The 24256-nt window shown below is 71.1% G+C and carries 24 protein-coding genes and 1 riboswitch; of the genes, 9 read left to right on the top strand and 15 right to left on the bottom strand.

From position 1 onward, the window contains the following. Positions 1 to 350 (top strand): HNH endonuclease signature motif containing protein (locus ABD256_RS14055; protein WP_344417649.1); only part of this gene is annotated, 350 nt, incomplete at its 5' end. A 25-nt stretch (positions 351 to 375) separates the two neighbouring features. Here ABD256_RS14055 and ABD256_RS14050 read toward each other — a convergent pair. The 4 genes from ABD256_RS14050 to ABD256_RS14035 form a co-directional block, all read right to left on the bottom strand. After that, positions 376 to 963 carry a TetR/AcrR family transcriptional regulator gene (locus tag ABD256_RS14050; RefSeq protein WP_344417647.1) on the bottom strand — a complete coding sequence of 196 codons (588 nt, stop codon included), beginning with the start codon at positions 961 to 963 and terminating at the stop codon, positions 376 to 378. A 6-nt stretch (positions 964 to 969) separates the two neighbouring features. Beyond that, a complete protein-coding gene (locus ABD256_RS14045) occupies positions 970 to 1833 on the bottom strand; it encodes an alpha/beta fold hydrolase (RefSeq protein ID WP_344417645.1) in 864 nt (287 codons plus the stop codon). A gap of 58 nt (positions 1834 to 1891) precedes the next feature. Further along, entirely contained in the window at positions 1892 to 3445 is a 1554-nt protein-coding gene (locus tag ABD256_RS14040) for a carboxylesterase/lipase family protein (RefSeq protein ID WP_344417643.1), read from the bottom strand. 128 nt (positions 3446 to 3573) lie between these two features. Then, complete coding sequence (locus tag ABD256_RS14035; protein WP_344417641.1) at positions 3574 to 3804, bottom strand: hypothetical protein; 231 nt, start codon at positions 3802 to 3804, stop codon at positions 3574 to 3576. A 98-nt stretch (positions 3805 to 3902) separates the two neighbouring features. On the opposite strand from ABD256_RS14035, the gene ABD256_RS14030 reads away from it, so the two are divergent. Next, positions 3903 to 4184 carry a nucleoside triphosphate pyrophosphohydrolase family protein gene (locus ABD256_RS14030; RefSeq protein ID WP_344417639.1) on the top strand — a complete coding sequence of 94 codons (282 nt, stop codon included), beginning with the start codon at positions 3903 to 3905 and terminating at the stop codon, positions 4182 to 4184. A 3-nt stretch (positions 4185 to 4187) separates the two neighbouring features. Here ABD256_RS14030 and ABD256_RS14025 read toward each other — a convergent pair whose 3' ends face one another. Further along, positions 4188 to 5246 carry a carbohydrate kinase family protein gene (locus ABD256_RS14025; protein WP_344417637.1) on the bottom strand — a complete coding sequence of 353 codons (1059 nt, stop codon included), beginning with the start codon at positions 5244 to 5246 and terminating at the stop codon, positions 4188 to 4190. A 92-nt stretch (positions 5247 to 5338) separates the two neighbouring features. On the opposite strand from ABD256_RS14025, the gene ABD256_RS14020 reads away from it, so the two are divergent. Continuing rightward, positions 5339 to 6646, top strand: a complete 1308-nt coding sequence (locus ABD256_RS14020; RefSeq protein WP_344417635.1) for a family 4 glycosyl hydrolase — start codon at positions 5339 to 5341, stop codon at positions 6644 to 6646. Positions 6647 to 6934: 288 nt separating this feature from the next. Next, the gene (locus tag ABD256_RS14015) at positions 6935 to 7444 is read left to right on the top strand and encodes a helix-turn-helix domain-containing protein (protein WP_344417633.1); all 510 of its coding nucleotides are present in this window, start codon (positions 6935 to 6937) and stop codon (positions 7442 to 7444) included. A gap of 9 nt (positions 7445 to 7453) precedes the next feature. Here the strand turns inward: ABD256_RS14015 and ABD256_RS14010 are convergent, their stop codons facing one another. After that, positions 7454 to 8122, bottom strand: a complete 669-nt coding sequence (locus ABD256_RS14010) for a hypothetical protein (protein WP_344417631.1) — start codon at positions 8120 to 8122, stop codon at positions 7454 to 7456. A gap of 517 nt (positions 8123 to 8639) precedes the next feature. On the opposite strand from ABD256_RS14010, the gene ABD256_RS14005 reads away from it, so the two are divergent. Next, positions 8640 to 9635 (top strand): DUF6545 domain-containing protein, encoded by a 996-nt coding sequence (locus ABD256_RS14005; protein ID WP_344417629.1) that lies wholly within the window; start codon positions 8640 to 8642, stop codon positions 9633 to 9635. Between the two features lie 27 nt (positions 9636 to 9662). On the opposite strand, the gene ABD256_RS14000 is transcribed toward ABD256_RS14005, so the two are convergent. After that, entirely contained in the window at positions 9663 to 9785 is a 123-nt protein-coding gene (locus tag ABD256_RS14000) for a hypothetical protein (RefSeq protein ID WP_344417627.1), read from the bottom strand. 69 nt (positions 9786 to 9854) lie between these two features. Continuing rightward, complete coding sequence (locus tag ABD256_RS13995) at positions 9855 to 10502, bottom strand: TetR/AcrR family transcriptional regulator (RefSeq protein WP_344417625.1); 648 nt, start codon at positions 10500 to 10502, stop codon at positions 9855 to 9857. 115 nt (positions 10503 to 10617) lie between these two features. Between ABD256_RS13995 and ABD256_RS13990 the strand changes: the two genes are divergently transcribed. Further along, positions 10618 to 12015 (top strand): DHA2 family efflux MFS transporter permease subunit, encoded by a 1398-nt coding sequence (locus tag ABD256_RS13990; protein WP_344417623.1) that lies wholly within the window; start codon positions 10618 to 10620, stop codon positions 12013 to 12015. Between the two features lie 2 nt (positions 12016 to 12017). Here ABD256_RS13990 and dinB read toward each other — a convergent pair whose 3' ends face one another. Then, on the bottom strand, positions 12018 to 13217 hold the full coding sequence (dinB, locus tag ABD256_RS13985; protein ID WP_344417621.1) for a DNA polymerase IV: 1200 nt from the start codon (positions 13215 to 13217) through the stop codon (positions 12018 to 12020). Between the two features lie 121 nt (positions 13218 to 13338). Here dinB and ABD256_RS13980 point away from each other — a divergent pair, with 121 nt between their 5' ends. Next, complete coding sequence (locus tag ABD256_RS13980; RefSeq protein WP_344417619.1) at positions 13339 to 14703, top strand: NAD-dependent succinate-semialdehyde dehydrogenase; 1365 nt, start codon at positions 13339 to 13341, stop codon at positions 14701 to 14703. 108 nt (positions 14704 to 14811) lie between these two features. Here the strand turns inward: ABD256_RS13980 and ABD256_RS13975 are convergent, their stop codons facing one another. From ABD256_RS13975 to ABD256_RS13950, 6 genes are all read right to left on the bottom strand, one after another. Continuing rightward, entirely contained in the window at positions 14812 to 15585 is a 774-nt protein-coding gene (locus ABD256_RS13975) for an enoyl-CoA hydratase (protein ID WP_344417617.1), read from the bottom strand. After that, on the bottom strand, positions 15578 to 16453 hold the full coding sequence (gene mmsB, locus ABD256_RS13970) for a 3-hydroxyisobutyrate dehydrogenase (protein ID WP_425546446.1): 876 nt from the start codon (positions 16451 to 16453) through the stop codon (positions 15578 to 15580). The genes ABD256_RS13975 and mmsB overlap by 8 nt, the downstream gene beginning before the upstream one ends. Beyond that, a complete protein-coding gene (locus ABD256_RS13965; protein ID WP_344417613.1) occupies positions 16450 to 17469 on the bottom strand; it encodes an enoyl-CoA hydratase/isomerase family protein in 1020 nt (339 codons plus the stop codon). The genes mmsB and ABD256_RS13965 overlap by 4 nt, the downstream gene beginning before the upstream one ends. Then, positions 17469 to 18605 (bottom strand): isobutyryl-CoA dehydrogenase, encoded by a 1137-nt coding sequence (locus ABD256_RS13960; RefSeq protein WP_344417611.1) that lies wholly within the window; start codon positions 18603 to 18605, stop codon positions 17469 to 17471. Before ABD256_RS13960 ends, ABD256_RS13965 begins: the two co-directional genes overlap by 1 nt. A gap of 7 nt (positions 18606 to 18612) precedes the next feature. Continuing rightward, positions 18613 to 20124: a CoA-acylating methylmalonate-semialdehyde dehydrogenase gene (locus tag ABD256_RS13955; RefSeq protein WP_344417609.1), complete on the bottom strand. Its 1512-nt coding sequence runs from the start codon at positions 20122 to 20124 to the stop codon at positions 18613 to 18615. Positions 20125 to 20147: 23 nt separating this feature from the next. Beyond that, positions 20148 to 20295: riboswitch (cobalamin riboswitch) on the bottom strand. Between the two features lie 47 nt (positions 20296 to 20342). Next, positions 20343 to 21734, bottom strand: coding sequence for a short-chain fatty acyl-CoA regulator family protein (locus tag ABD256_RS13950; protein ID WP_344417607.1), 1392 nt, complete (start codon positions 21732 to 21734; stop codon positions 20343 to 20345). Between the two features lie 135 nt (positions 21735 to 21869). On the opposite strand from ABD256_RS13950, the gene ABD256_RS13945 reads away from it, so the two are divergent. Together ABD256_RS13945 and prpB are read left to right on the top strand one after the other, a co-directional pair. Then, complete coding sequence (locus tag ABD256_RS13945; protein ID WP_344417605.1) at positions 21870 to 23357, top strand: MmgE/PrpD family protein; 1488 nt, start codon at positions 21870 to 21872, stop codon at positions 23355 to 23357. Beyond that, positions 23357 to 24250 (top strand): methylisocitrate lyase, encoded by an 894-nt coding sequence (gene prpB, locus ABD256_RS13940; RefSeq protein ID WP_344417603.1) that lies wholly within the window; start codon positions 23357 to 23359, stop codon positions 24248 to 24250. The genes ABD256_RS13945 and prpB overlap by 1 nt, the downstream gene beginning before the upstream one ends. Positions 24251 to 24256: the final 6 nt, after the last annotated feature.

Below are 24256 nucleotides of genomic sequence, written 5' to 3'. Positions count from 1 at the left end.
TCTGGAACCGGATCATCGACGAACCCATGACCGGCCTGCCCGTCGACCTCGGCCGGGAAAACTACCGGCCGCCGAGTGCGATGCGGAAGTACCTCCACGTCACCCACCGGACGTGCAGTATGCCGGGGTGCAATCGGCCTGCCCAGTACACCGACCTCGACCACGCACAGGCTTGGAAAGACGGCGGCGGAACCGACAAAGTGAATCTCCGGCCGCTGTGCCGGGTCCACCACGTGTTGCGCGGCGAACCGGGCTGGACCTTCACCACCAACGACACCGGCACCCTGACCGTCACCACCCCGAACGGCCGCAGCTACACCGAAGAACCACCGCTCGCCGGATTCGGGTGACGGCCACGCGGAGCGAGAGTCGCGGCTAGGCGAGGAGCCCGGCGAACCACGAACCTAGTGCCTGCTCGGCGTCGGCCCTGGCCTGTGCGGGATCTTCGGCGGCGGCGATGACCAGGGCCGCTTCGTTGAGGGCGCTGAGGACGAGTCTGGCCAGCACGCCGACGGGTTGCGGTGCCAGCAGTCCTTCTTCGACGGCGCGGGTGAGGGCCTCGGTGAGCACTCCCAGGCCGTGCTCGGCTTCGATGGCGCGCCAGTCGTTCCAGCCGAGTACCGCGGGGGCGTCGGTCAGGGCGATCTGGCGGATCTCGGGATCGGAGCAGAGGTCGAGGAACGCCTTCAGCGCGGCGAACATGCCGGTGGCGAGGTCGGGGGCCGCGGTGACCTCGGCGCTGACCTTGGCGGTGAACTCCGCCTCCACCTCGGTCACCACGGCGCGGAACAGGTCCTTCTTGTCCGTGAAGTGGTGGTAGAGGGCGCCGCGCGTGACACCGGCGGTGCGCACGACCTCGTCGGTGGGCACCGCGTGGTAGCCGCGCGCGGCGAACAGGGCACGGCCCGCGGTGGTCAGTGCCGACCTGGTGCTGCTGGAGCGATCCTGCTGACTGCGGCGCATGGGCCGTCAGTCTGCCAAGGCGAAGACCCTTTCCGCCGCGAACCCGGTGATCAGCGCGCTCAGCGTGTCGGGACGGTCCTCGGGGACGAACGTGTAGCTGTCACCGATCTCGGTCAGCGTGGCGTCCGGCAGCACGTCGAGGAGCCGCCTCGCCAGCGAAAGCGGGAAGAGCCGGTCCTCCGAGGCCCACGCCAGCAGCACCGGGCGGTCGAAGCCGCGCAGCTTTTCGGCTGCTTCGAGCGTGTACCGCTTGTCCACTCCGCGCAGGAACTTGCGGAGATCGCGCCGGACACCAGCGGACTCCCGCACCGGGTCGATGTAGGAGTGCACCGCGTCGAGCGGCACGGGCCGCTTCGCCACCCAGCCGAACCCCATCGGCAGCGATCGGACGAACCGGCTGCGCAGCGCGCCCGCGAGCACCCGCATCGCGCCGGGAACCCGCGCGAGCCGGGGGAGCGGCGCGAAGATCGGCGGGAAGAAGTGCTCGAACGAGTCCGACGGTGTCAGCACGACGCCCGCGATCCGCTCCGGGTGGTTCGCCATCAGGATCTGCGTGAGCGCGCCGCCGGTGTCGTTCGCCACCAGCAGCACGTCACGCAGGTCCAGCTCGACGAGGAACTCGGCGATCAGCTTCGCCACCCCTGGCGGGGTCAGGTCCGCGTGCGCCGCCATCGGCGCGCGGTGCGAGCCGAGCGGCCAGTCGGGGGCGAGGCAGCGGAACCCGGCCTCGGCGACGGCGGGCACCACCGCCCGCCAGAGGTCCGCGTTGACCAGTAGCCCGTGCACGAACACCACCGGGCGGCCGGAGCCGACCTCGACGTAGTCCAGCGTGCCCTGGCTGAGCCGTGCCTGACCGGTGCGTTCGAGCATGGTGCCCTCCTCGGATCGGTGCCGCCAGATTACATACAGACAGTATGTATGTAAATATTCAGCCCCTCGCCGCCCAGAACCCGCACTGGTGTTCGCTCGCGAGATCGACGGCGTGGGTGGCGTCCGGGACCAGCGCCTGCGAGTTCGCGTCGCGCAGCGGCTGCCACCGGGGGAGGCCCTGCCCGTTCGGGTCACCCGAGGCGGCGAACCGGCCCCAGTAGCGGATCATCTGGTCGGCGAGGCGCCGCTGGGCCGGGGCGAGCGGGAAACCCGGGGTGTCGAACAGGTACGCCATGTCCGACGAGTGGAAGGCGCGGGCGGGGAAACCGGGGGCGAACAGGCCCGCGAAGAACCCTTGCGGCGCGTTCTCGTCGGCGAACTCGAAGCTGTAGGTGGAGCCGCCGAGGGCGAGGCGCCGCGCGTCGTCGAGCTGGTGACAGGTCCACGAGCCGTCCGTGATCACCGCTGTCCAGGCGAGGCGCGGCGAACCGTACTTCGCGCTCGGGTAGCGGGCCGCGACCCGAGGCGCATCGGCGCCGAAGCTCTTGACGAGCTGGGCCTGGTACGTGCTTTCGTCGAAATCGCCGGGGATGAAGCCCGCGGTGAACGCGCCTTCGTCGCGGGTGTTGCCGGTGAGCACGGGAACGCGGTGGAACAGGCCCGCGGCGAGCGCGGTGTCCGGCCGCAGCGGCAGGGTCGGGGTGCCGTACGCCAGCGGCGAAATCTGGCTCGCCTGCGGAAGCGCGATCAGGTCGGCGGCAGGCACTCCGCGCAGGCAGTCCACAACGGACGGTGCACCCGCGCATCCGAACTTGGCCGCCAGCGCGGCGCCCTGCGTGTCCCGGTCCACTGTGGACCGCCATGGCGAGACGGCAGGCCCGCCTGCGGCGAACGCATCGACCGGCCACGCCGACGAGCACGACCCGCTGTGCATGATCGCGCGCTGGAACAGCCCGGCCGAGCCGGGCGAGGTGAGCTGCCCGCACACGTCGAACGCGCCACCCGACTCGCCGATCAGCGTCACGTTGCGCGGATCGCCGCCGAAGGCCGCCGCGTTGTGCCGCACCCAGCGCAGCGCCGCCTGCTGGTCCTGGAGCCCGAAGTCGCCGGACCCCGGCTGGCTCGCGTGCCCGAACGACGAGAACACGCCGAGCCGGTAGTTCGGCGACACCACCACGGCGTCCCCGCCCGCGGCCAGGCGGCGCGTGTCGTTGTCACTCGCCGTGCCGAAGCTGTTGCCGCCTCCGTGCAGCCACACCATCACGGGTTTGAGCCGTCCGCGCGCCGCCGGGGCGGTGACGTTCAGGACGAGGCAGTCCTCGTCGGTGCTGGGCGTGTTCGCGCCCGCGGTCTGCGCGCACCGGTTGCCCGGTCGCGTCGCGTCCTTGACCGCCGTCCAGCGCGACGGCGGTCGCGGCGCGCGCCATCTGAGCGCACCGGTCGGCGGGGCGGCGTACGGGATGCCGTGGAACGTGCGGTATCCGTCGGCCGAGAGGCCGCGCACCGGGCCGGAATCGGTGCGCACCACCGTGTCCGACGCCTCGGCCGTGCCGGTGAGCGTGGTCAGCAGCGCCGCGGCGACGGCCAGCGCGCTCGTCAGGTTCTTGCGCATGGTTCCTCATTCGGGTCGGGTTCGATGAGGAAAGCCTGCTGCGGAACCGGCGCGCGAAGATCGGCCAGGTGGCCGACATCGGGTTCAGGCCGGCCGCGGGCCCCGGGGAGTCCGGGGCCCGCGGCGGATCAGAACAGGTACTGGTCGAAGTACCACTGCCCGCCGGTCGAGTAGCACGGCTGCGGCGACAGCGGGTACGCCTTGCGCAGGCTCTCGCATTCGGGCTTCGCCGGGTACGGGCCGTGGCGCACGATTCCCTCGGCACCCGCCGTCGTGGCCCCCGCCACGCCCCCGGCGGTCAGGAGGGCGGCTGCCGCGGCAAGGGCGACGGCGGCCGATCTGGTTCGAAAGCTGGTCATGCTCGCTCTTTTCGTTCGGGGAGGTGTTCGGAGAGCAAGCACAGCAGGCGTCGCTGACAATGCGCTGACGATCACGAGCGCACGGAGAGGAGCGGGCGATGGGTGGTCCCTACGCCATCGGCGGGGCGAAGTGGCCGGGCGCGAGCAGGGTGATCGAGGAGTCCGGCGAGCTGTTGCAGGTGCTGGGCAAGCTCATCGGCGCGGACGGCGCCACCGCGCACTGGGACGGCAGCGACCTGCGGGCGCGGCTGGTGGCGGAGATCGCCGACGTGCGCGCGGCGCTGGACTTCTTCATCGAGGCGAACGACCTTCCGGACGGCGAGATCAGCGAACGGGCCGCGTGCAAGCTGGCCACCTACGAACGCTGGCACAGCGGGTGACGTTCAGTGCCACGGTTCCACCGGTTTCCCGCCGAACCCGATCGTCGCCTGCGCCCGCCTGGCCGCGGTGTCGCAGGACGTCATGGTCCGCGCGGGCAGCACGTCGTCGAGGAAGGCGAAGTCGGGACGGCGGTTTTCCCGGTGCCACCGGGAAATCTCGGCCCAGCCCGGCGCGGCGAGACCGCCGCCGAACTGCTGCACCGACAGTGCCGCGGTCAGCGAGGCGAACCGAAGTCGTTGCGGCAGCGGCCATCCGGCCAGGGTGCCCGCGACGAATCCAGCGCCGAACACGTCACCGGCTCCGGTCGCGTCGAGCGCGTCGGTCGGCAGCGCGGGGATCCGCGCGGACTCCCCGGTGGTGGCGTCGGTCGCGAGCACCCCGTCGCCGCCGCAGGTGATCACCGCGACCGGGACCAGCTCGGCGAGCACGGCCAGCGCCGCTTCCGGCGTGCTGGTCCGGGTGTACCGCATCGCCTCGACGCAGTTCGGCACGAAGGCGTGGCAGCAGGTGAGCTGGTCGAGCAGCTCGGGTGCCCATTCCTCGGACGGGTCCCAGCCGACGTCGGCGAACACCAGGCTGCCCGCGGCGTGCGCCTGCCGCACCCAGTCTTCGGTGTCCCTGCCGATGTGCACCACGGTCGCCCTGCTCGGCGGCGGCGAGCCGGTGAGCTCGGTCAGCGGCACCGGCGGCGCGTGCCCGTGCGTCACCATCGCGCGGTCGTGGTCGTAGGCGAGGGAAACCGTGACCGGTGAGTGCCATTCGGGGAACCGCCGCGACCGCGAGAGGTCGACGCCCTCCTGGCGCTCCAGCACATCCCAGCAGTAGCGGCCGTAGAGATCGGTGCCGAACGCGGCGGCGAGCGAGGTGCGCAGGCCGAGCCGTGCCAGCGCGATGGCGAGGTTCGCGATCCCGCCCGGCCCCGATCCCATCCCGCGCGTCCACACCTCGGTACCCGGTGCGGGCGGCTGAGCCATCCCGGTGAAGACCAGGTCGAAGAACAGCAGCCCGGACAGGAAAACGTCGAGGTCCGCCGCCTGCGGAGGGTCCACCGAACCAGCCACGTGCCCTCCAAGACGCTGATCATCCCCGGCTACGAGGATGCGCCCCGGGCGCGACTTTGGCAAAGTTTCCCGGCAGGGGAGGAGGTGCCGCGATGAGGCTGGCGATTCTCGGCGGTGGCGGCTTCCGCGTGCCGCTCGTGCACGCCGCGCTGCTCGCCGAACGCGGTGCGGGCGTGGTGACGGAACTGGTGCTGCACGACGTGGACGCGGGCAGGCTCGCCGCCGTCGCGACCGTGCTGGCCGAGCAGGCCGACGGCGTCGAAGGCGCGCCTGCCGTCACCACGACCACGGACCTCGCCACCGCACTGTCCGATGTGGACTTCGTGTTCTCGGCGGTCAGGGTCGGCGGGATGCGGGGCAGGCAGCTCGACGAGCGGGTCGCGCTCGCCGAGGGGGTGCTCGGGCAGGAGACCGTCGGTGCCGGCGGGATCGCGTACGGCCTGCGCACCGTGCCGGTCGCGGTCGAGCTGGCGCGCCGGATCGCCGAGCTCGCGCCGCGCGCGTGGGTCATCAACTTCACCAACCCGGCCGGGATGGTGACCGAGGCGATGGCGCCGCTGCTGGGCGGGCGGGTGATCGGCATCTGCGACTCGCCGGCCGGGCTGTGCCGCCGGGTGGCGAGGGCGATCGGCGTCGGCCAGGAGGCCGCGTGGTTCGACTACGCCGGGCTGAACCACCTCGGCTGGCTGCGCGGCGTGCACGCCGGCGGGGTGGACCTGCTGCCGGAGCTGCTCGGCTCGCCCGCGGTGGAATCGTTCGAGGAGGGCAGGCTCTTCGGCGCGGACTGGCTGAGGCTGCTCGGCGCGGTGCCGAACGAATACCTGCACTACTACTACTTCACGCGCGAAGCCGTCGCCGCTGCCGGTGACGGCACCGACTCGCGCGGCTCGTTCCTGCTGGCGCAGCAGCGCGGGTTCTACACCTCGCCGTCACTGGACAGGTGGGAACGCACGCGCGCCGAGCGCGAGGCCACCTACCTCGCCGAGGCAAGGGACCGCGAACGCGATCCCGGCGACCTCGAAGGCGGCGGGTACGAACGGATCGCGCTCGCGCTCATGCGCGCCATCGCCCGCGACGAGCGGACCACGCTGATCCTCAACGTGCGCAACGGAACCGCACTGTCCGGAGTGGACGAAGACGCGGTGGTCGAGGTGCCGTGCGCGGTCGGCGCGTTCGGCGCCAGCCCGATCGCCGCCCGCCCGCTGCCCGGCCACGCGCTCGGACTCGTCCACGCGGTCAAGGCCGCCGAACGGTCCGTGCTGGAGGCCGCGGCCACCGGCTCCGCCGACGCCGCGCTGCGGGCGTTCGCCCTGCACCCGCTCGTCGACTCGGTGACCGTGGCGCGCCGCCTGCTCGACGGTTACCGCGCCGCACACCCGCAGCTTTCCTATCTGCACTGATGCCGGCGGAGGCGGGCTGACGCGAGGAACGACCGCATGGGGGTTACGGTCTTCCCCGCGCCAGCCCTGGATCCCGGCCGATGCCGGGCGGCTCTCCGTGCGTCCCGATGCCTCCCCTGCGCCTCGGGCTCCCGGTTTTGCTGGTTCGCTGGTTTCGCTGGATGGAATATCCAGTTAACATCGACGGTGCACAGCATAGGGCAAACCGCGGTAGTCATGTCAACTGAATCGAACATTCTCCGATGTCGCCGCTGGTGATGGGCCTCGGCGGCAAAAGAAGGGGTGATCGTGTCCGCGCATTCGGACGGCTTGCCGTTCACGGACTCGTCCGATCTGCGGGCCAAGGGCAGGACGGCGGCGCAGATCTTCGGTATCAAGCTCAACCACCTCCGCCGCACCGTGCCGCGCCGGGTGGACGAGGACGGTACCCGGCACTACTACACCCTCGAAGAGGTCGCGAAGGCCATCGGCGTGACCAGGCAGTACGTCAGCAGGCTGGAACAGGGCGCGGTCGCGAACGGCATGGTGATGAACAAGGCCGAGCGGCTGGCCGAGCTGTTCGACGTGCCGGGGAGCTACTTCTTCGACAACGACGCGAGCAAGGTCATCAACGCCGAGATCGACGCGATCAGGGCCATCGCGGCCGCCGGGCCCGAGGCCGCGATGGCCCTGCGGGTGCTCGGTCATCGCGCGTCGACGAGACCGGAGGACATGCCCCGGCTGCTGGCCGCGCTCCGCTCGGTCACCGAGCACGAGGGCCCCGGAACCGGCTCCGGCGCTGCCGGGCACGTGGACTGAACCACCGCGTCAGTGCCGGACGGTGTCCACGGCCGCTGCCCATTCCGTGCCTGCCAGGACGGCCGGGGCGAGGCCCGCCGAGTGCAGTAATCGGACGAGCTTCGCCTCGGCGGTGGTCGGAATGAGGGCGGGAGCGGTTTCGGGAAAAGGGACCGCTCCGGTCAGCGCCGAATTGTCCTCGGCCGTTGGGCCGTTTTCGCTGAGTTCCTTCAGGGTGGTTTCGACCAGGTGCACGTCCGCGATCGGGCGGCCCGTTTCGCTCGCCCATTTCACGATTACCGGCGCCAGGTAACCGGGGGAGGCGAACCCGCTTTCCGGGTTGTCGGCGTCGTGCATGGCGGACGTGTCCAGGGTGCGCGCCATGGTGGCGGCGTAGAGCATGGTCGCCCAGTCCGCGCCGTTCGGGGAGGACGCCTCCAGCACCGCGACCGTGCTGGTGCCGATCGTCGCGACCAGCACCGGGGCGTTCGTTTCCGCCACGAGCATCGCCCGTATCGCGCGGAGCTGCCCGAAGGTGTCGGCGCCGCACCGGCTCGGGGTCGCCCTGGCCGCGATGGCGAGCACCTGCCAGCCGTCCTCATCGGATCCGCCGAGCTCCGGATCCCACCGCCGCAGTGGTTCGAACCGGGTCAACGGCCGATCGGCCCGCCCCAGTACGAAACTACCGGTGAACGACATGTGCCTTCCTCGGGCCGAGCTGGATCAGGTGTTCGACGAGCACCATCGCGATGATCACGCTGTGCCGATCACTGTGGCGGATCTTGCGCGACAACGGTATCCGGCAATGGGGTTGTCCGTGCGTACCGCGGCCAATTCTGGGTAATAATCCGCTTCGCGGGCAACGGGTCGCGAATCATCGCGTCGAACAGCGGGTGCGGCGCCGGGTGCCGATCTCCGCGGTGTCCATTGACGATACTCCCGGTACGGCTATACTGACCGCTGCTGATCGAAGGCATCGCCTTCGCGCCACCTTCGATCGTGCGGCCCGCTCTCGGCGCCCGAGGCGTGGTCGGTCCGTGGACCACAGGCCGCAGGGCCTGTGCGCAACGGCGGTTCGCCGTCCTGCTCCCGTTCGCGGGTGGCGGGCGTGACCGCCCGTCCGCCGAGTGAGGGGCCGATCCGCGTGCGCGAACAGGACCGGACACAGCGTCACTGGACAGCGCGTCGTGGCGCACCGGACGGCACTGCGGAACGCGTGCGGTGGCGTCGATCGCCCGCCCTGCGCTCCCTCGAACCGGGCGATCCGGGCGAACGCTTCACCACCCGCCGCCATGCCGGGGTGATTCCGCAGCGGCGCCGCGCGTCGAAGGCCGATTCGTGCCACCGGTTCGTGCGGGAGTTCGCGCTGCCTGCCGAGTTCGGCGTCCCCGAACTCGTCTCGCGCGCCGTCGCGATGCGGGGCGGGCGCCAGATCGAGGTCAAGGCGGCCGATCTGGCAGGTACCACCCCGACCGGGATGGTCGTCTCGCGCCGCCGGCACGACGTGATCCTCTACCCGGAGGCCGCCACCCCGGTGCACCGCAGGCACATCGTCGCCCACGAGATCGCGCACCTGATACTCGGCCACGACGGCCACGCGGTGTCGGACGACGTGGCGGAACTGTGCCGCGCCACGGTCGCCCCGCACCTCCCGGCGGGGTTGATCCGGCGCCTGCTCGGCAGGACCACGTTCGCCGACGCGGTGGAGCACGAGGCCGAACTGGCCGCAACCCTGTTGTGCCGCCCCGATTTCGACCGCCCGCCGCTGGCGGAATGGGCGGAGGCCGTGCTCGAAGAGGTCGAGTTCCTGCGGAGCACCATCACCGCGCCGTTCCCCGAGGTCGTCCTCGGCGGGGTCGTGGACGCGGATCTGGGGACCCGCCTGTACCGGGCGGTCGTCGAGATCAGGGACGCGCGGCTGAAGCTCCTGCCCTACGTGCCGCCCGAGGTCTCCACCGCGGTGGACAGGGTGTGCCGCGCGGCAGGCGCGGATGCCGCCGAGCGCGAAGCGGTGCGCGCCGCGGCGGAGATCACGACCGGGCTGGACGGGTACGCCGCGGGCAAGCGGGTCTCCGGTGTCCAGGTGGGCGCGCAGCGCCGCGCGCCGGTCTGCCGCACGGTGCGCGACGAGGCGGAGTTCCTCGCCGGGGTGGCGCTCGCGTTCGACGGCGGGCTGGTGGCACGGGTGCGCCACGCGATGGCCCGCCCCTGAAACCTCACCGGCCCACGTAGTCGGTGATCAGCGCGCGCAGGTGCTCGGGGTCAGCCCGCCGATGGCGAGCTGACCGGCGAGGAACGCGAGCTCCTCCGGTGCGAGCACGATCCTGACCGCGACGACCTCGCCGTCACCGGGGATGTTCATGCCCTCAAGGCGTCCTTCAGGGCGAAGCGGCCCCTGCTGGCTCGCCGGGAATGGCCGTGAGCGTCCCCGTCAGTGCGAATTTTGGCGCGTGGCAAAGGTTCTGCCGTAGTCACCGATCGAGGGGGCGAGTACCGCGTAGGCGTCTTCGGCGGTCTTGGCGAGCGAGCGGAGGATCTCGGGCTCGCGGTCGCCCGCGACGCTGCGGCGCAGCGCGTGGTGGAACAGCAGGCGGTTCACCGCGGCGAGCTGTGCCGCCACGACCTTCGGCACGATGCCGTCGTCGCCGGACTCCTCGGCCAGCCGTGCCGCCAGCTCCGCTTCGGCCTGGTCGTGGAGCTCGCGGAGCCTGGCCAGCAGCACCGGGCTCTCGCAGACCATTTTCGCCCACGCGGGGTCGGTGCCGCCGAGGGTGTCGTTCCCGCATCCGGTCTTCGCCGTGTACTCGCGGCGGAGCGCTTCGAGCGCGGAAGTCCCCGGTTCGCGGGCCGCCACGGTCTTCGCCAGGTGCGCCCGCAGCTCCCCGGCGAGGTCGAAGACCAGGTCCTCCTTCAGCGGGAAGTGGTTGGTCACCGTCATCCTGGCGACCCCGGCCGCGGTGGCGATCTCCGCGATCGTCACGTTCCCGAAGCCCTTTTCGGTGAAGAGCCCGGTCGCCACGTCCGAGATCAGCTGCCGCGTCTGGCGCTTGGTGCGATCGCGGAGCCGTTCTGCCGTCACCCGAGTCACCCTACCTCCCTGCTGACGCGCACCCAGTTAATATGCTTGACCCAATGGTTAGGTACAACCTAAATTTCGGGTCGAGTCAAACTCGACGAGCGAAAGGACCCGGTCCGTGACCACATCGGCGGCGCCGCCCGCGCCAGACCGCCTCGACCCGCGCCTGCTCCGGATGGGGCTGGTGCTCGGCAGCGCGCCGATCCTCGCGAGCATCGACGTGACCGCCGTCGGCATCGCGCTCGGCGACCTGGCGCGCGACTTCCAGTCCGCGCTGGCCGACGTCCAGTGGGTCGCCACCGGATATCTCCTGGTGATCGCGCTGGTGATGCCGGCGTCGGGCTGGGTGAGCGAGCGCTTCGGCGCGCGCCGGATGTGGCTCGCCGCGGTCGGGCTGTTCACCCTCGGCTCGGTCCTGTGCGGGTTCGCCTGGTCGCTGCCGTCTCTGCTGGTGTTCCGCACGCTCCAGGCCATCGGGGGTGGCCTGATGAACCCGCTCGGGCAGATCATCGTGGCCAAGGCGGCAGGCCCGGCGAACATCGGACGGCTGATGAGCCTGCTCTCGGTGCCCGTCACCTTCGCGCCCGCGCTGGGACCGATCCTCGGCGGGGTGCTCGTGGAGGACGCGGGGTGGCGCTGGATCTTCTTCCTGAACCTGCCGATCTGCCTCGTCGCGCTACCGCTGGCGGCGAAGCTCGTGCCGAAGGACAGCGACACCCGGGACCTGCCGCCCGGCGGGAATCGGTTCGACCTGCTCGGGCTCGCGCTGCTTTCGCCGGGGCTGGCCGCCGTGGTCTACGGCCTCTCCGACGTCGACGGCGGCGGTCTCAGCTCGCCCGGTCTCGCGGCGCTCGTCGCGGGTGCGGCGCTGATCGCCTGGTACGTGGTCCACGCGCTGCGGAAGAAGGGCCTGCCGCTGATCGACGTCCGGTTGTTCGCGCGACGCGGGTTCACCGTCGCCACCGTCACCGCGTTACTGGCCGGAGCGTCGCTGTACAGCTCGATGGTCCTGCTGCCGCTGTACTACCAGCAGGTCCACCACGCCGACAGCTTCCAGGTCGGCCTGCTCCTCGTACCGCAGGCGCTCGGGGCCGCCGCGGGGGCGTTCGTCGCGGGCATGCACGCCGACCGGCGCGGCTACCGCGTCGTGGTGGTGAGCGGGATGCTCCTCGCGCTCGTGGGCACGGTCCCGTTCGCGCTCACCGGGATTCCCGGGTGGCTGCTGTCCGCGGCGCTGTTCGTCCGCGGCGCCGGGCTCGGCGCGGTGATGGGGCCGACGATGGGCGCGGCCTACGCGAGCGTCGAAGCGCACCAGACGGCGCGCGCGGCCGGTGCGGTCAACGTGCTGAACCGGATCGGCGGCTCGCTGGGCACGGCGATCCTCATGCTGGTCCTGCTCGGCCAGGGCACCGGCACGGAAGCGGCCTACGGCACCACGTTCTGGTGGGCGATCGCGCTTTCCTCGGTCGCGGTCGTGCCCGCGCTGTTCTTCCCTCGGCGGCCCGCGGACCGGTGAGGTCAGTCGGGCAGGTGCGGCACGGCGATGCCCTCGTCGCGGCCGAGCAGGGTTCCCCTGGTGACGGCCTTGGTGCCGTACCTGTCCCGCAGGGTGTCGAGCGCGGTGTCGAGTGCGCCCGGGGTGTCCTCGCCGAACGGGAGCGCGAGCTGCACCGAGCCCTCGTCGTCCAAATTGGACAGTGCGAAGCCGATGAGGGTGAGGCCCTTGTCGTCGATCGACGGCCGCGCGGCGCCGAGCAGCGACCGCGCGGCGGCGAGGATCGTCTCGGTGTGCGTCGTCGGCTGGGTCAGGGTGCGGGACCGGGTGGCCCTGGTGAAGTCGCCGAACCGCATGCGGAGCGTGACGGTGCGGCAGACCCGGTGCGCGGCGCGGAGCCTGCGCGCGAGCCGGTCCACGAGCGAGATCAGGATCGCGTCCAGTTCGGCGGGTGACCTCGGCCTGCCGCCGAGTGCCCGCTGGGCGCCGATCGACCGCCGTCGGCGCCCCGGCCGCATCGGCCTCGGGTCGTGGTTCAGCGCCAGCGCGAGCAGGTGCTTGCCCGAGGCGCGCCCGAGCATCGACACCAGCTCCCGCTCGCCTAGTTCGGCGAGATCGCGCACCGTGACGATGCCGCGGTCGCGCAGCTTCCGCGAGGTCACCTTGCCGACGCCCCACAGCCGCTCCACCGGCAGCGGGTGCAGGAACGCCAGCTCGCCGTCGTGCGGCACCACGAGCAGCCCGTCCGGTTTGGCGACCGCGCTGGCCACCTTGGCCAGGAACTTGGTGCGCGCCACACCGACGGTGATCGGCAGCCCGACCCGCGCCAGCACGTCCGCGCGCAGCCGGGCGGCGATCTGGGACGGCGACCCCGCGATTTTCGCGAGTCCGCCCACGTCGAGGAACGCCTCGTCGATCGAGAGCCCTTCGACGAGCGGGGTGGTGCGCTCGAAGACGCTGAACACCGCCTTGCTGGCCTCGGCGTAGGCGGACATCCTCGGCGGCACGACCACGGCGTGCGGGCACAGGGTGCGCGCCTGCCTGCCGTTCATCGCGGTGCGCACCCCGAACGCCTTCGCCTCGTAGCTCGCGGCCAGCACCACCCCGCCGCCGACGAGGACGGGGCGTCCGCGCAGGGCGGGGTCGTCGCGCTGCTCGACCGAGGCGTAGAACGAATCCAGGTCGGCGTGCAGAATGGGCCCTTCGATTGTCGGCACGAACACATGTTCGCATCGGGGTCCGACATTTACGACCGGTTCGGGGGACCACCACGAGGTTTCCGCGCGCCTGATCACGGGTAACTCCCGCACCGCGAGGCAGCAGCGGAGCGCAGAGGAGTTCGTGGTGGCGATTGCGACGGTCAACCCGGCGACCGGCGAGCAGGTCCGGTCGTTCGACCCGCTCACCGAGGGTGAGATCGAGGAGAAGCTGGCCAAGGCCGCGGCGGCGTTCCGCGCGTACCGGAAGACCTCGTACGCCGACCGGGCCGCGCTGCTGCACCGCGCCGCGGACATCCTCGACGACGAGGCAGGCGAACTGGCCAGGCTCGCGACGCTGGAGATGGGCAAGACGCTGGGGTCGGCGGTCGCGGAGGTGCGCAAGAGCGCGCTGGGCTGCCGGTGGTTTGCCGACCACGGCGAACGGATGCTCGCCGACCAGCCGTGGCCGGTCGAGAACGGCACCGCCTACACCCGGTACGAGCCGATCGGCCCGGTGCTCGCGGTGATGCCGTGGAACTTCCCGTACTGGCAGGTGTTCCGGTTCGCCGCGCCCGCGCTGATGGCGGGCGACGTCGGCCTGCTCAAGCACGCGTCGAACGTGCCGCAGGTGGCGCTCGCGATCGAGGACGTGCTGCGCCGCGCCGGGTTCGCCGACGGCGTGTTCCAGACGCTGCTCGTGCCGTCGTCGGAGATCGACGGGATCATCGGCGACGAACGGGTGCGCGCGGTGACGCTGACCGGGAGCGAGCCAGCGGGCAGGGCCGTCGGCGCCGCGGCGGGCAGGCACATCAAGACGAGCGTGCTCGAACTGGGCGGCAGCGACGCGTTCATCGTGATGCCGTCGGCGGATCTCGAGGACGCCGTGGCGAACGCGGTGGAATCCCGCCTGCTCAACAACGGCCAGTCGTGCATCAACGCGAAGCGCTTCATCGTGCACGCCGACGTCTTCGACGAGTTCCTCGGCAGGTTCGCCGACAGGATGGCGGCGCTGAAGCTCGGCGACCCGATGGCCGACGGCACCGACCTGGGGCCACTGTCCTCACCGGACGCCGTGGAAACCCTGCACCAGCAGGTCACCGACACGATCGCGGCCGGTGCGAAGCTGCACACCGGCGGGAAGCCGCTGGACGGGCCGGGCAACTACTACCCGGCCACCGTGCTCAGCGACATCCCGGACGGTTCGCCGGGCCACCACGAGGAGTTCTTCGGCCCGGTGGCGCTGGTGTGGCGCGCGGACTCGGTCGACGACGCGATCCGGATCGCCAACGACTCGCCGTTCGGGCTCGGCGGCAGCGCGTGGACCACCGACGCCGAGGAGCAGCGGCGGTTCGTCACCGAGGTGGAGACCGGCATGCTGTACGTCAACAAGCACACGGCCTCCACCCCGGAGGTCCCGTTCGGCGGCGCCAAGAACTCCGGCTACGGAAGGGAACTGGCCGATTTCGGGCCGCGTACCTTCACCAACGCGAAAACCGTCTGGATCGCCTGAATCCGTTCACTCGCGTTGTCCCCGGCGGGCGCTCGCGTGCCCCGAAGGGAGCCTTCGGGGAAATCTGACGCCGCGAAGGACGCCTTCAGGGCATGAACAGCATGCCGATCAGCAGTTCGTGAAAGTCGGTTTCCGCTTCTCGGTGAACGCGGCCATGCCCTCCTTCTGGTCCGCGGTGGCGAAGGTGCCGTGGAACACCCGCCGCTCGAACAGGATCCCTTCGGTGAGGCCGGTTTCGAAGGCGCGGTTCACCGCTTCCTTCGCCATCATGGCCGCGGGCGTGGACATCCCGGCGATCTTCTCCGCGGTCGCCAGCGCTTCGTCGAGCAGCGAGCCCGCGGGCACGATCCGCGACACCAGCCCGGCGCGCTCGGCCTCTTCGACGTCCATCATGCGGCCGGTGAGGCACAGGTCCATCGCCTTCGCCTTGCCGACGGCCCTGGTGAGCCGCTGCGAACCGCCCATGCCGGGGATCACGCCGAGGGTGATCTCCGGCTGGCCGAACTTCGCGGTGTCGGCGGCGAGCAGGACGTCGCACATCATCGCCAGCTCGCACCCGCCGCCGAGCGCGTACCCCGCGACGGCGGCGATCAGCGGCGTGCGCACGCGCGTCAGCGCGTCCCAGCCCGCGAACCAGTCGGCGGCGTAGACGTCGCTGAAGGACTGCGGCTGCATCTCCTTGATGTCGGCGCCCGCGGCGAACGCCTTCGCCGAGCCGGTCAGCACGATCGCGCCGATCTCGCGATCGCGGTCCAGTTCCGCGGCCGCTTCGGTGACCTCGGCCAGCACCTGCTGGTTCAGCGCGTTCAACGCCTTGGGGCGGTTCAGGGTGATGAGGCCGACGCCGGGCGCGGGCCGGGTGACGAGAATGGTTTCAGGCATCGAGGCCGTCCTTCCGGATGGAGGTGATGATCGCCGAGAAGTCGCGTCCCGGGCCGTCTTCGCCGACGAACGCGGCGTACTGCTCGGCGGCGGCGCGGGCGAGCGAGGTCGGCACGTCGTGCTCTTCGGCGGCCGACTGCGCCAGCCGGAGGTCCTTGAGCATCAGGCCGCTGGCGAACCCGCCCTGGTAGTCCCGGTTGGCGGGGCTGGCCGGCACCGGGCCCGGCACCGGGCAGTTCGTGGTCAGCGCCCAGCACTGGCCGGACGCGGTCGAGGCGACGTCGAACAGCGCCTGGTCGGTCAGCCCGAGCGAACGGCCGAGCGCGAACGCCTCGCTCACCGCGATCATGGACACGCCGAGGATCAGGTTGTTGCAGATCTTCACCGCCTGCCCGGAACCCGGCCCTCCACAGTGGACGATCCGCTTACCCATCGCCGCCAGCAACGGGTCCGCCGCGGCGAAGGCGGGCGCTTCGCCGCCGGCCATGAAGGTGAGCGTGCCCGCCTCCGCGCCGACCACCCCGCCGGAAACCGGGGCGTCCGCCGCGAGGTGCCCGGCTTCGGTGACGAGCTTCGCGGCGGCCCGCGCGTCGGCGACGTCGATCGTGGAGCAGTCGAGGAACAGCGTGCCGGGGGAGACGACCGGCAGCAGTTCCGCGTAGCAGTCGAGCACGTGCTTGCCGCTGGGCAGCATGGTGATCACCACGCCCGCGCCGCGGACCGCCTCGACGGCGGTGGCCGCGGTGGTGATGCCCGCGCGCTCGCGGGCCGCCGGCACCGGGTCGAACCCGGTCACCGCGTGCCCCGCCGCCGCGAGGTTGGCCGCCATCGGGCCGCCCATGTTGCCGAGTCCGAGGAACGCGATCACCGGCCCGCCTCCCATTCGTCGTCGAGCGGGGCGAAGAAGCTCGCCACGAGATCGTCGCCGACCTCGTCGAGCGTGGCGGGCGACCAGCGCGGGTTCCGGTCCTTGTCGATGATCTGCGCGCGGATCCCCTCGGCGAGATCGGGGTTGCGCAGTGCCGCCGAGGACACCCGGAACTCCTGTGCCAGCACGCTTTCGAGATCCGGCAACGCTTTCGCGGAGCGCAGCGCCCGCAGGGTGACCTTGAGCGAGGCGGGCGACTTCCCGGCGATCTCCTTGGCCGCGGACGACGCGGCTTCCCCGGCGCCGGAGAGCCGTTCGAGGATCTCCTCCACGGTGTCCGCCGAGTAGCACGCGTCGATCCAGTCGCGCTGCCTCGCCAGCTCGCTTTCGGGTGCGGGTTCGGCGAAGGACCGCACGGCCTCGCCGTTCGCCAGTGCTTCGGCGAGTTCACCGAGCCGTCCACTCGGCACGTAGTAGTCCGCGAGTCCACAGTAGATCGCGTCGGCGCCGGAGATCTGGCCCGCGGTGAGCGCGATGTGCGTCCCGAGGTGCCCCGGCGCCCGCGAGAGCAGGTAGGTGCCGCCGACGTCCGGCACGAACCCGATACCGGTCTCCGGCATGCCGATCCGGGACCGCTCGGTGACCACCCGCACGGAGCCGTGCGCGGAAACGCCAACGCCGCCGCCCATCACCAAGCCGTCCATCAGTGCGACGTACGGCTTGGGGTAGCGCGCGATCTGGGCGTTGAGCCGGTATTCGTCGGCCCAGAACGGCAGGGACGCCGTGCCACCGGAGCGGGCGTCTTCGTAGATCGAACGGATGTCCCCGCCCGCGCAGAGCCCGCGTTCACCCGCGCCGTCGAGCAGCACGGCGCGGACGAGGTCGTCGCCTGCCCAGTCGTCGAGCACCGAGCCGATGAGGCGCACCATGTCGTGGGTGAGCGCGTTGATCGCCTTCGGCCGGTTCAAGGTGATCCTGCCGAGTCCGTTGTGGACGGAGGTGAGCACTTCGGTCATCAGGCCGCTCCCAGCATCGAGCGGGACACGATGACCCGCATGATTTCGTTGGTTCCTTCGAGGATCTGGTGCACGCGCAGGTCGCGCACGATCTTCTCCACGCCGTACTCGGCGAGGTAGCCGTAGCCGCCGTGCAACTGCAAGGCCTGGTTGGCGACCTCGAACCCGGTGTCGGTGGCGAACCGCTTCGCCATCGCGCACAGTCCGGTGGCACCGGGCTCGCCACCGTCGAGCGCGTCCGCCGCCCGCCACAGCAGGGTCCTCGCCGCTTCCAGCTCGGTGCGCATGTCCGCGAGCCGGAACCGCAGCGCCTGCGAGTCGGAAAGCTTCGCGCCGAACGCCTCCCGATCCCGCAGGTACCCGATCGCCTTGGCGAGCGCGGCCTCCGCACCACCGAGCGAGCACGCGGAGATGTTCAGCCTGCCACCGTCCAAAGCGGACATCGCGACCCGGAACCCGTCGCCTTCCGCGCCGAGCCGGTTCCCGACGGGGACGCGGGCGCCTTCGAAGATCACCTGCCGGGTCGGCTGCGCGTTCCAGCCCATCTTGATCTCGTTGGCGCCGAAGGAAACCCCCGGCGTGTCCCGGTCGACGACGAGCGCCGAGATCCCGCGCGGGCCGGGTACCCCGGTCCGCACCAGCACCACGTACACATCGGACGCACCCGCGCCGGAGATGAACTGCTTCACCCCGTCGACCACGTAGTGGTCGCCGTCGCGAACGGCCTTGGTGGACAGTGCGGCCGCGTCGGATCCCGCGCCTGGCTCGGTGAGGCAGTAGCTGCCCAGAGCGTCCATTGTGCACAGCCTCGGCAGAATCCGGTGCCGCTGCGCGTCGTCGCCGAACCGGTCGATCATCCAGGCGACCATGTTGTGGATCGACAGGTAGCCCGCGATCGACGGGCAGCCGGTGGCGAGCGCCTCGAAGATCAGCGCCGCGTCGAGCCTGCCGAGCCCGGAGCCGCCCGCCTCCTCGGCGACGTACACCCCGCCCATGCCGAGCTGTGCCGCCTTGCGGAGCACGTCGACCGGGAAGTGCTTGGCCTGGTCCCATTCCAGCGCGTGCGGGGCGAGGTGCTCCGCCGCGAAGTCCGCGGCGGTCTCGCGCAGCGCGCGCTGCTCGTCGGAAAGTCTCATCGCCGCCTCAGCTCATCGTCGGGATGACGAAGCTGGCGCCTTCCTTGACGCCGCCAGGCCAGCGCGAGGTGACGGTCTTGGTCTTGGTGTAGAACCGGATCGAGTCCGGCCCGTGCTGGTTGAGGTCGCCGAAACCGGACCGCTTCCAGCCGCCGAAGGTGTGGTAGGCGATCGGCACCGGGATCGGCACGTTCACCCCGACCATGCCGGTGTTCACGCGGCTGGTGAAGTCGCGCGCGGTGTCGCCGTCGCGCGTGAAGATCGCCACGCCGTTGCCGTACTCGTGTTCGCTCGGCAGCCGCAGCGCTTCGGAGTAGTCGGCGGCGCGCACGATGCCCAGCACCGGGCCGAACACCTCTTCGCGGTAGATCCGCATCTCCGGGGTCACCTTGTCGAACAGCGTGCCGCCGAGGAAGAACCCGTTCTCGTACCCGGGCACGACGTGGCCCCTGCCGTCCACCACGAGTTCGGCGCCTTCGTCCACACCGGACTGGATGTACCCGGCCACCCTGGTCACGGCCTCGGCGGTGACGAGCGGGCCGAAGTCGGCGTTCTCGTCGAGGGACGCACCGATCTTCAGCGCGCGCACCCGGCCGGCCAGCTTCGCCACGAGCGCGTCCGCGGTGGCTTCCCCGACCGGGACGGCGACGGAGATCGCCATGCAGCGCTCGCCCGCCGAGCCGTAGCCGGCGCCGATGAGGGCGTCGGCGACCTGGTCAAGATCGGCGTCCGGCATCACGATCAGGTGGTTCTTGGCGCCGCCGAAGCACTGCGCGCGCTTCCCGTGCGCGGCCGCGGTGGTGTAGATGTACTCGGCGATGTCGGACGAGCCGACGAACCCGACCGCCTCGACGCGGGGATCGGTCAGCAGCGCGTCGACGGCTTCCTTGTCCCCGTTGACCACGTTGAACACACCCGGCGGGAGGCCGGCTTCGAGGAACAGTTCGGCGAGCCGCAACGGGACCGACGGGTCGCGTTCGGACGGTTTGAGCACGAACGCGTTACCGCACGCGATCGCGGGCGCGGCCTTCCACAGCGGGATCATCGCGGGGAAGTTGAACGGCGTGATCCCGGCGACGACACCGAGCGGCTGGCGCATCGAGTAGACGTCGATCCCGGTGCCCGCGCTGTCCGAGTACTCGCCCTTGAGCAGGTGCGGGATGCCGATCGCGAACTCGACGACTTCGAGGCCGCGCTGGATGTCGCCCTTCGCGTCGGGGACGGTCTTGCCGTGCTCGGCGGAGAGCAGCCTCGCCAGCTCGTCCTCGTTGGCCCTGACCAGATCGACGAACCGCATCAGCACCCTGGCGCGGCGCTGCGGGTTCCAGCGGGCCCAGTCCCGCTGCGCCGCAACCGAATCGGCGACCACGTCCGCGACCTCGGCGGCGGAAGCGAGCGGGACGGTGGCCTGGACCTCCCCGGTACTGGGATCGAACACCTCGCCGAAGCGGCCGGAGGAACCGGGCACCGGCTTGCCGGAAATGTAGTGGTGCAGCTCTTTTCGCGCGCGTGAAGACATGCGTGCCTACTCCATCCTCGTGGAAAACACGGACGTCCACGGCCGGTATCCTGGCTCGCCGGATCGGCGGTGCGCCGGGATTGCCGCTGGCACGCCGCTCTTCCGGTCACAGTGGCGGGACCGCGCCGGTTTCGCACCGGTCTTCCCCGTACCGTGGACCTGGAAGCACCATAAAGTAGGACGTCCTACTATGTCGAGGCGTGCCGCGGTGCTTGCCGTCACGTTGCGGGGTACGGGACGAACGTGCTGCTGTGCTCGTCGACGAGGAGGTCCTTGCCGATCGCGGGGAACGCGCGCTGCGGGCAGGCCGGTCGCTCGCACACCTTGCAGCCCATGCCGATCGGGGTCACCGCGGCGCCAGCGCCGAGCGCGAGCCCGTCGGAGTAGACCAGCCGCCGCGCGTGCCGCAGTTCGCAGCCGAGCCCGATCGCGAAGGTCTTGCCAGGCTCGCCGTGCGCGGCGGGGCGCGTCACGGTCCGCGCGATCCAGAAGTACTTCTTGCCGTCGGGCAGCTCCGCGATCTGGGTGAGCACGCGCCCCGGCGCGCCGAACGCTTCGTAGATGATCCACAGTGGACACGTGCCGCCGACGCGGGAGAAGTGGAAACCTGTGGCGGACTGGCGTTTCGACAGGTTTCCCGCGCGATCGGAGCGGACGAACGAGAACGGCACCCCTCTGGTGCCCCGGCGCTGCAAGGTGGACAGCCGGTGGCAGACGGTTTCGAAGCCCATGCCGAAGTGGTCGCACAGGCGGGTGATGTCGTACCGGTACCGCTCGGCGACACCGAGGAACGTCCGGTAGGGGAGCACGAGCGCGCCCGCGAAGTAGTTCGCGAGCCCGATCCGGGCGAGCCGCCGCGAGGTCTCGTTCGCGAAGGTCGCGGCGGTGGCCAGCTCGTCGATCGTGTCGCGCGCTTCGAGCAGGGCCAGCTCCGAGGCCATCCGGAAGGCGGCCTGACCCGGTCGCAGGCCGGGGGCGAGCCTCAGCACCTTCTCCGCCGGGTCGAACCGGTGCTGCGCCGAAGGAGCGAGCCCGTCCGAAGTGACCTTGATGCCGTGCCGATCGGCGAGCCGTGCGGCGAGCGCCGTGCGCACCTCGCCCGGCCGCAGTCCCAGTTCGACGGCCAGGCCCTCGGCGTGCTCGTCCAGCTCGGCGACGTGGTTCTGCCGCTGGTAGAAGTAGTCGCGAACCTCTTCGTGCGGCTGGCGCGCGGTCTCCGCGCCGTGCCCCTCCAGGAGCGTGGCGAGGCTTTCGGTCGCGTCGCGGTAGCGGCGGTGCAGGCGGACCAGCGTCCTGGCCACCGACGGGAGGTTGGTCGCCAGCTCGTCCAGTTCGCCGGGGGAGAGGCGCTCGCCGATCGTGTCGTCCGTCAGCACCTCGCGGACGTCGGCGAGCAGGCGCGCGGTGTCCTTCGCGGCGAAGAACTCGGCGTCCACCCCGAAGGTCTCGGTGAGCCGGACGAGCACGGCGGGCGTCAGCGGCCTGGTGTTGTGCTCGATCTGGTTGACGTAGCTCGGCGAGATCTCCAGCAGCCGCGCGAGTTCGGCCTGGCTCATCGACCGGCCCTCGCGCAGGTGCCGCAACCGCCCGCCCGCGAACGTCTTCTCCACTTCAACGCTCCTTCACAGTCTTCACAACTCCGGTCGATGTTCGCACAGAACTTCACAATGCCAAGTCATGGACGGGGTTTCGAGCGCGTGCCACGCTCACGATCAAGCACCACAAGATTTACTCGAAGGGGCGCGATGATCGAGCACACCGTCCGCAGCCACCCGTCGGCGAAACGGCTGCCGCGCGAGGAACAGCTCGCGTGGAAGCTCGCGGCGGTCGCGACCGACGCCGTCGAGGTACCCGCCGAAACCGCCGAGATGGTGGTCAACCGGGTGATCGACAACGCGGCCGTCGCGGCGGCGTCGCTGGCGAGGCGGCCGGTGCGCGCGGCGAGGGAGCAGGCGCTGTGCCACCCCGCCACGCCCGGCGCGACCGTGTTCGGCGCCGTCGCGCGCGTCTCGCCCGAGTGGGCGGCGTGGGCGAACGGCGTCGCGGTGCGGGAGCTGGACTTCCACGACACGTTCCTCGCCGCCGACTACTCCCACCCGGGTGACACCATCCCGCCGATCCTGGCCGTCGCGCAGCACACCGGCCGCGGCGGCGCCGATCTCGTGCGCGGCATCGCCGCGGGGTACGAGCTGCAGGTCGCGCTGGTGAAGGGGATCTGCCTGCACGAGCACCGGATCGACCACATCGCCCATCTCGGCCCCGCCGTCGCCGGGGGGATCGGCGCGCTGCTCGGGCTCCCGGCCGAAATCGTGTACCAGGCGATCGGGCAGGCACTGCACACCACGACCACGACCAGGCAGTCGCGCAAGGGTGAGATCTCGTCGTGGAAGGCGTACGCGCCCGCTTTCGCGGGGAAGGCCGCGATCGAGGCCGTCGACAGGGCGATGCGCGGGGAAGGCTCGCCGAGCCCGGTCTACGAGGGCGAGGACGGGGTGATCGCGTGGTTGCTCGGTGGTTCCGACACCGAGTACACCGTGCCGCTGCCCGCGCCGGGCGAAGCGAAGCGCGCGATCCTGGACACCTACACCAAGGAGCACTCCGCCGAGTACCAGAGCCAGGCGCTGATCGACCTCGCCCGCGCACTCGGCCCGAAGGTCGACCTCGGGCGGGTGCGCCGGATCGTCATCCACACCAGCCACCACACGCACCACGTGATCGGGTCCGGTTCCGGCGACCCGCAGAAGTACGACCCCACGGCCAGCCGGGAGACGCTGGACCACTCGGTGCCCTACATCTTCGCCGTCGCGCTGGAGGACGGCGAGTGGCACCACGAGCGTTCCTACGGCCGCGCCCGCGCCACCCGGCCCGAAACCGTGGCACTGTGGCGGAAGATCAGCACCGCCGAAGATCCACAGTGGACACGCCGGTACCACGCGACGGATCCGGCGCAGCAGGCGTTCGGCGGGCGCGTCGAGATCGAGTTCACCGATGGGAGCACACTGACCGACGAGATCGCGGTCGCCGACGCGCATCCGCTCGGCGCGCGCCCCTTCGCCCGCGAGCAGTACCTCGCGAAGTTCCGCGAACTCGCCGACGGGGTGGTGAAACCCGCGGCACAGCGGGAATTCCTCGATACCGTCCAACGGCTTCCCGCGCTGACCGCGCGCGAGGTCGCCGAGCTGACCCTGCCGGTCAGCTCGGACGGACCGGCCGCCACGAAGGGAATCTTCTGATGTCGCACGCCACCAGGTCCGCCGCCGAAAAGCGCGCGGTGTTCCGCACGGGGCTCGCTTCGGGGCGGCTGCTGCGCTTCCCCGGCGCCTTCAACCCGTTGTCCGCGAAGCTGATCCAGCGGCGGGGATACGACGGCGTGTACCTCTCGGGCGCGGTGATCTCCGCCGAACTCGGGTTGCCCGATATCGGGCTCACCACGCTGACCGAGGTCGCGGACCGGGCGAGGCAGGTGGCCAGGGTGACGGACCTGCCGGGCATCGTGGACGCGGACACCGGGTTCGGCGAGCCGATGAACGTGGCGCGCACGGTGCAGCTCCTCGAAGACTCCGGTGTGGCCGGGCTGCACATCGAGGACCAGGTGAACCCGAAGCGCTGCGGGCACCTCGACGGCAAGGACGTGGTCGACACGGCGACCGCGGTGCGCCGGATCTCCGCGGCGGTGGCGGCGAGGCGCGACCCGTCGTTCGTGATCGCCGCGCGGACCGACGCGAAGGCCGTGCACGGCATGGCCGAGGCGATCACGCGGGCGAAGGCCTACGCCGACGCGGGCGCCGACCTCATCTTCCCCGAGGCGATGGCGGACGCGAAGGACTTCGAAGCGATCCGCGCCGCGGTGGACGTGCCGATCCTGGCCAACATGACCGAGTTCGGCAAGAGCGAACTGCTCTCGGTGTCCACATTGGAGTCGGTGGGGGTGAACCTGGTGATCTACCCGGTGACCCTGCTGCGGCTGGCGATGCACGCCGCCGACACCGGCCTCGCCACGATCGCCGCCGAGGGCACCCAGGAGTCGCTCGTGGACGCCATGCAGCACCGGCGCGATCTCTACGACCTTCTCGGCTACGAAAGCTATCGCGCTTTCGACGAATCCGTTTTCGACTTCCGGCTCTGAGGAGGA

Origin of the sequence: Amycolatopsis minnesotensis (genome assembly GCF_039529815.1) — a bacterium.
GTDB classification, from domain to species: domain Bacteria; phylum Actinomycetota; class Actinomycetes; order Mycobacteriales; family Pseudonocardiaceae; genus Amycolatopsis; species Amycolatopsis minnesotensis.
This window is presented reverse-complemented; position numbering and strand designations above follow the sequence as displayed.

What these genes read in the sequence shown, in the direction of transcription:
- ABD256_RS14000 (WP_344417627.1), bottom strand. Translation starts at nt 9,785, where the DNA reads ATGAACATCCCCGGTGACGGCGAGGTCGTCGCGGTCAGGATCGTGCTC.
- ABD256_RS14050 (WP_344417647.1), bottom strand. Translation starts at nt 963, where the DNA reads ATGCGCCGCAGTCAGCAGGATCGCTCCAGCAGCACCAGGTCGGCACTG.
- ABD256_RS13965 (WP_344417613.1), bottom strand. Translation starts at nt 17,469, where the DNA reads ATGACCGAAGTGCTCACCTCCGTCCACAACGGACTCGGCAGGATCACC.
- ABD256_RS13945 (WP_344417605.1), top strand. Translation starts at nt 21,870, where the DNA reads ATGATCGAGCACACCGTCCGCAGCCACCCGTCGGCGAAACGGCTGCCG.
- ABD256_RS13960 (WP_344417611.1), bottom strand. Translation starts at nt 18,605, where the DNA reads ATGAGACTTTCCGACGAGCAGCGCGCGCTGCGCGAGACCGCCGCGGAC.
- ABD256_RS14040 (WP_344417643.1), bottom strand. Translation starts at nt 3,445, where the DNA reads ATGCGCAAGAACCTGACGAGCGCGCTGGCCGTCGCCGCGGCGCTGCTG.
- ABD256_RS13975 (WP_344417617.1), bottom strand. Translation starts at nt 15,585, where the DNA reads ATGCCTGAAACCATTCTCGTCACCCGGCCCGCGCCCGGCGTCGGCCTC.
- prpB (WP_344417603.1), top strand. Translation starts at nt 23,357, where the DNA reads ATGTCGCACGCCACCAGGTCCGCCGCCGAAAAGCGCGCGGTGTTCCGC.
- ABD256_RS14010 (WP_344417631.1), bottom strand. Translation starts at nt 8,122, where the DNA reads ATGTCGTTCACCGGTAGTTTCGTACTGGGGCGGGCCGATCGGCCGTTG.
- ABD256_RS14030 (WP_344417639.1), top strand. Translation starts at nt 3,903, where the DNA reads ATGGGTGGTCCCTACGCCATCGGCGGGGCGAAGTGGCCGGGCGCGAGC.
- ABD256_RS13955 (WP_344417609.1), bottom strand. Translation starts at nt 20,124, where the DNA reads ATGTCTTCACGCGCGCGAAAAGAGCTGCACCACTACATTTCCGGCAAG.
- ABD256_RS14035 (WP_344417641.1), bottom strand. Translation starts at nt 3,804, where the DNA reads ATGACCAGCTTTCGAACCAGATCGGCCGCCGTCGCCCTTGCCGCGGCA.
- ABD256_RS14045 (WP_344417645.1), bottom strand. Translation starts at nt 1,833, where the DNA reads ATGCTCGAACGCACCGGTCAGGCACGGCTCAGCCAGGGCACGCTGGAC.
- ABD256_RS14020 (WP_344417635.1), top strand. Translation starts at nt 5,339, where the DNA reads ATGAGGCTGGCGATTCTCGGCGGTGGCGGCTTCCGCGTGCCGCTCGTG.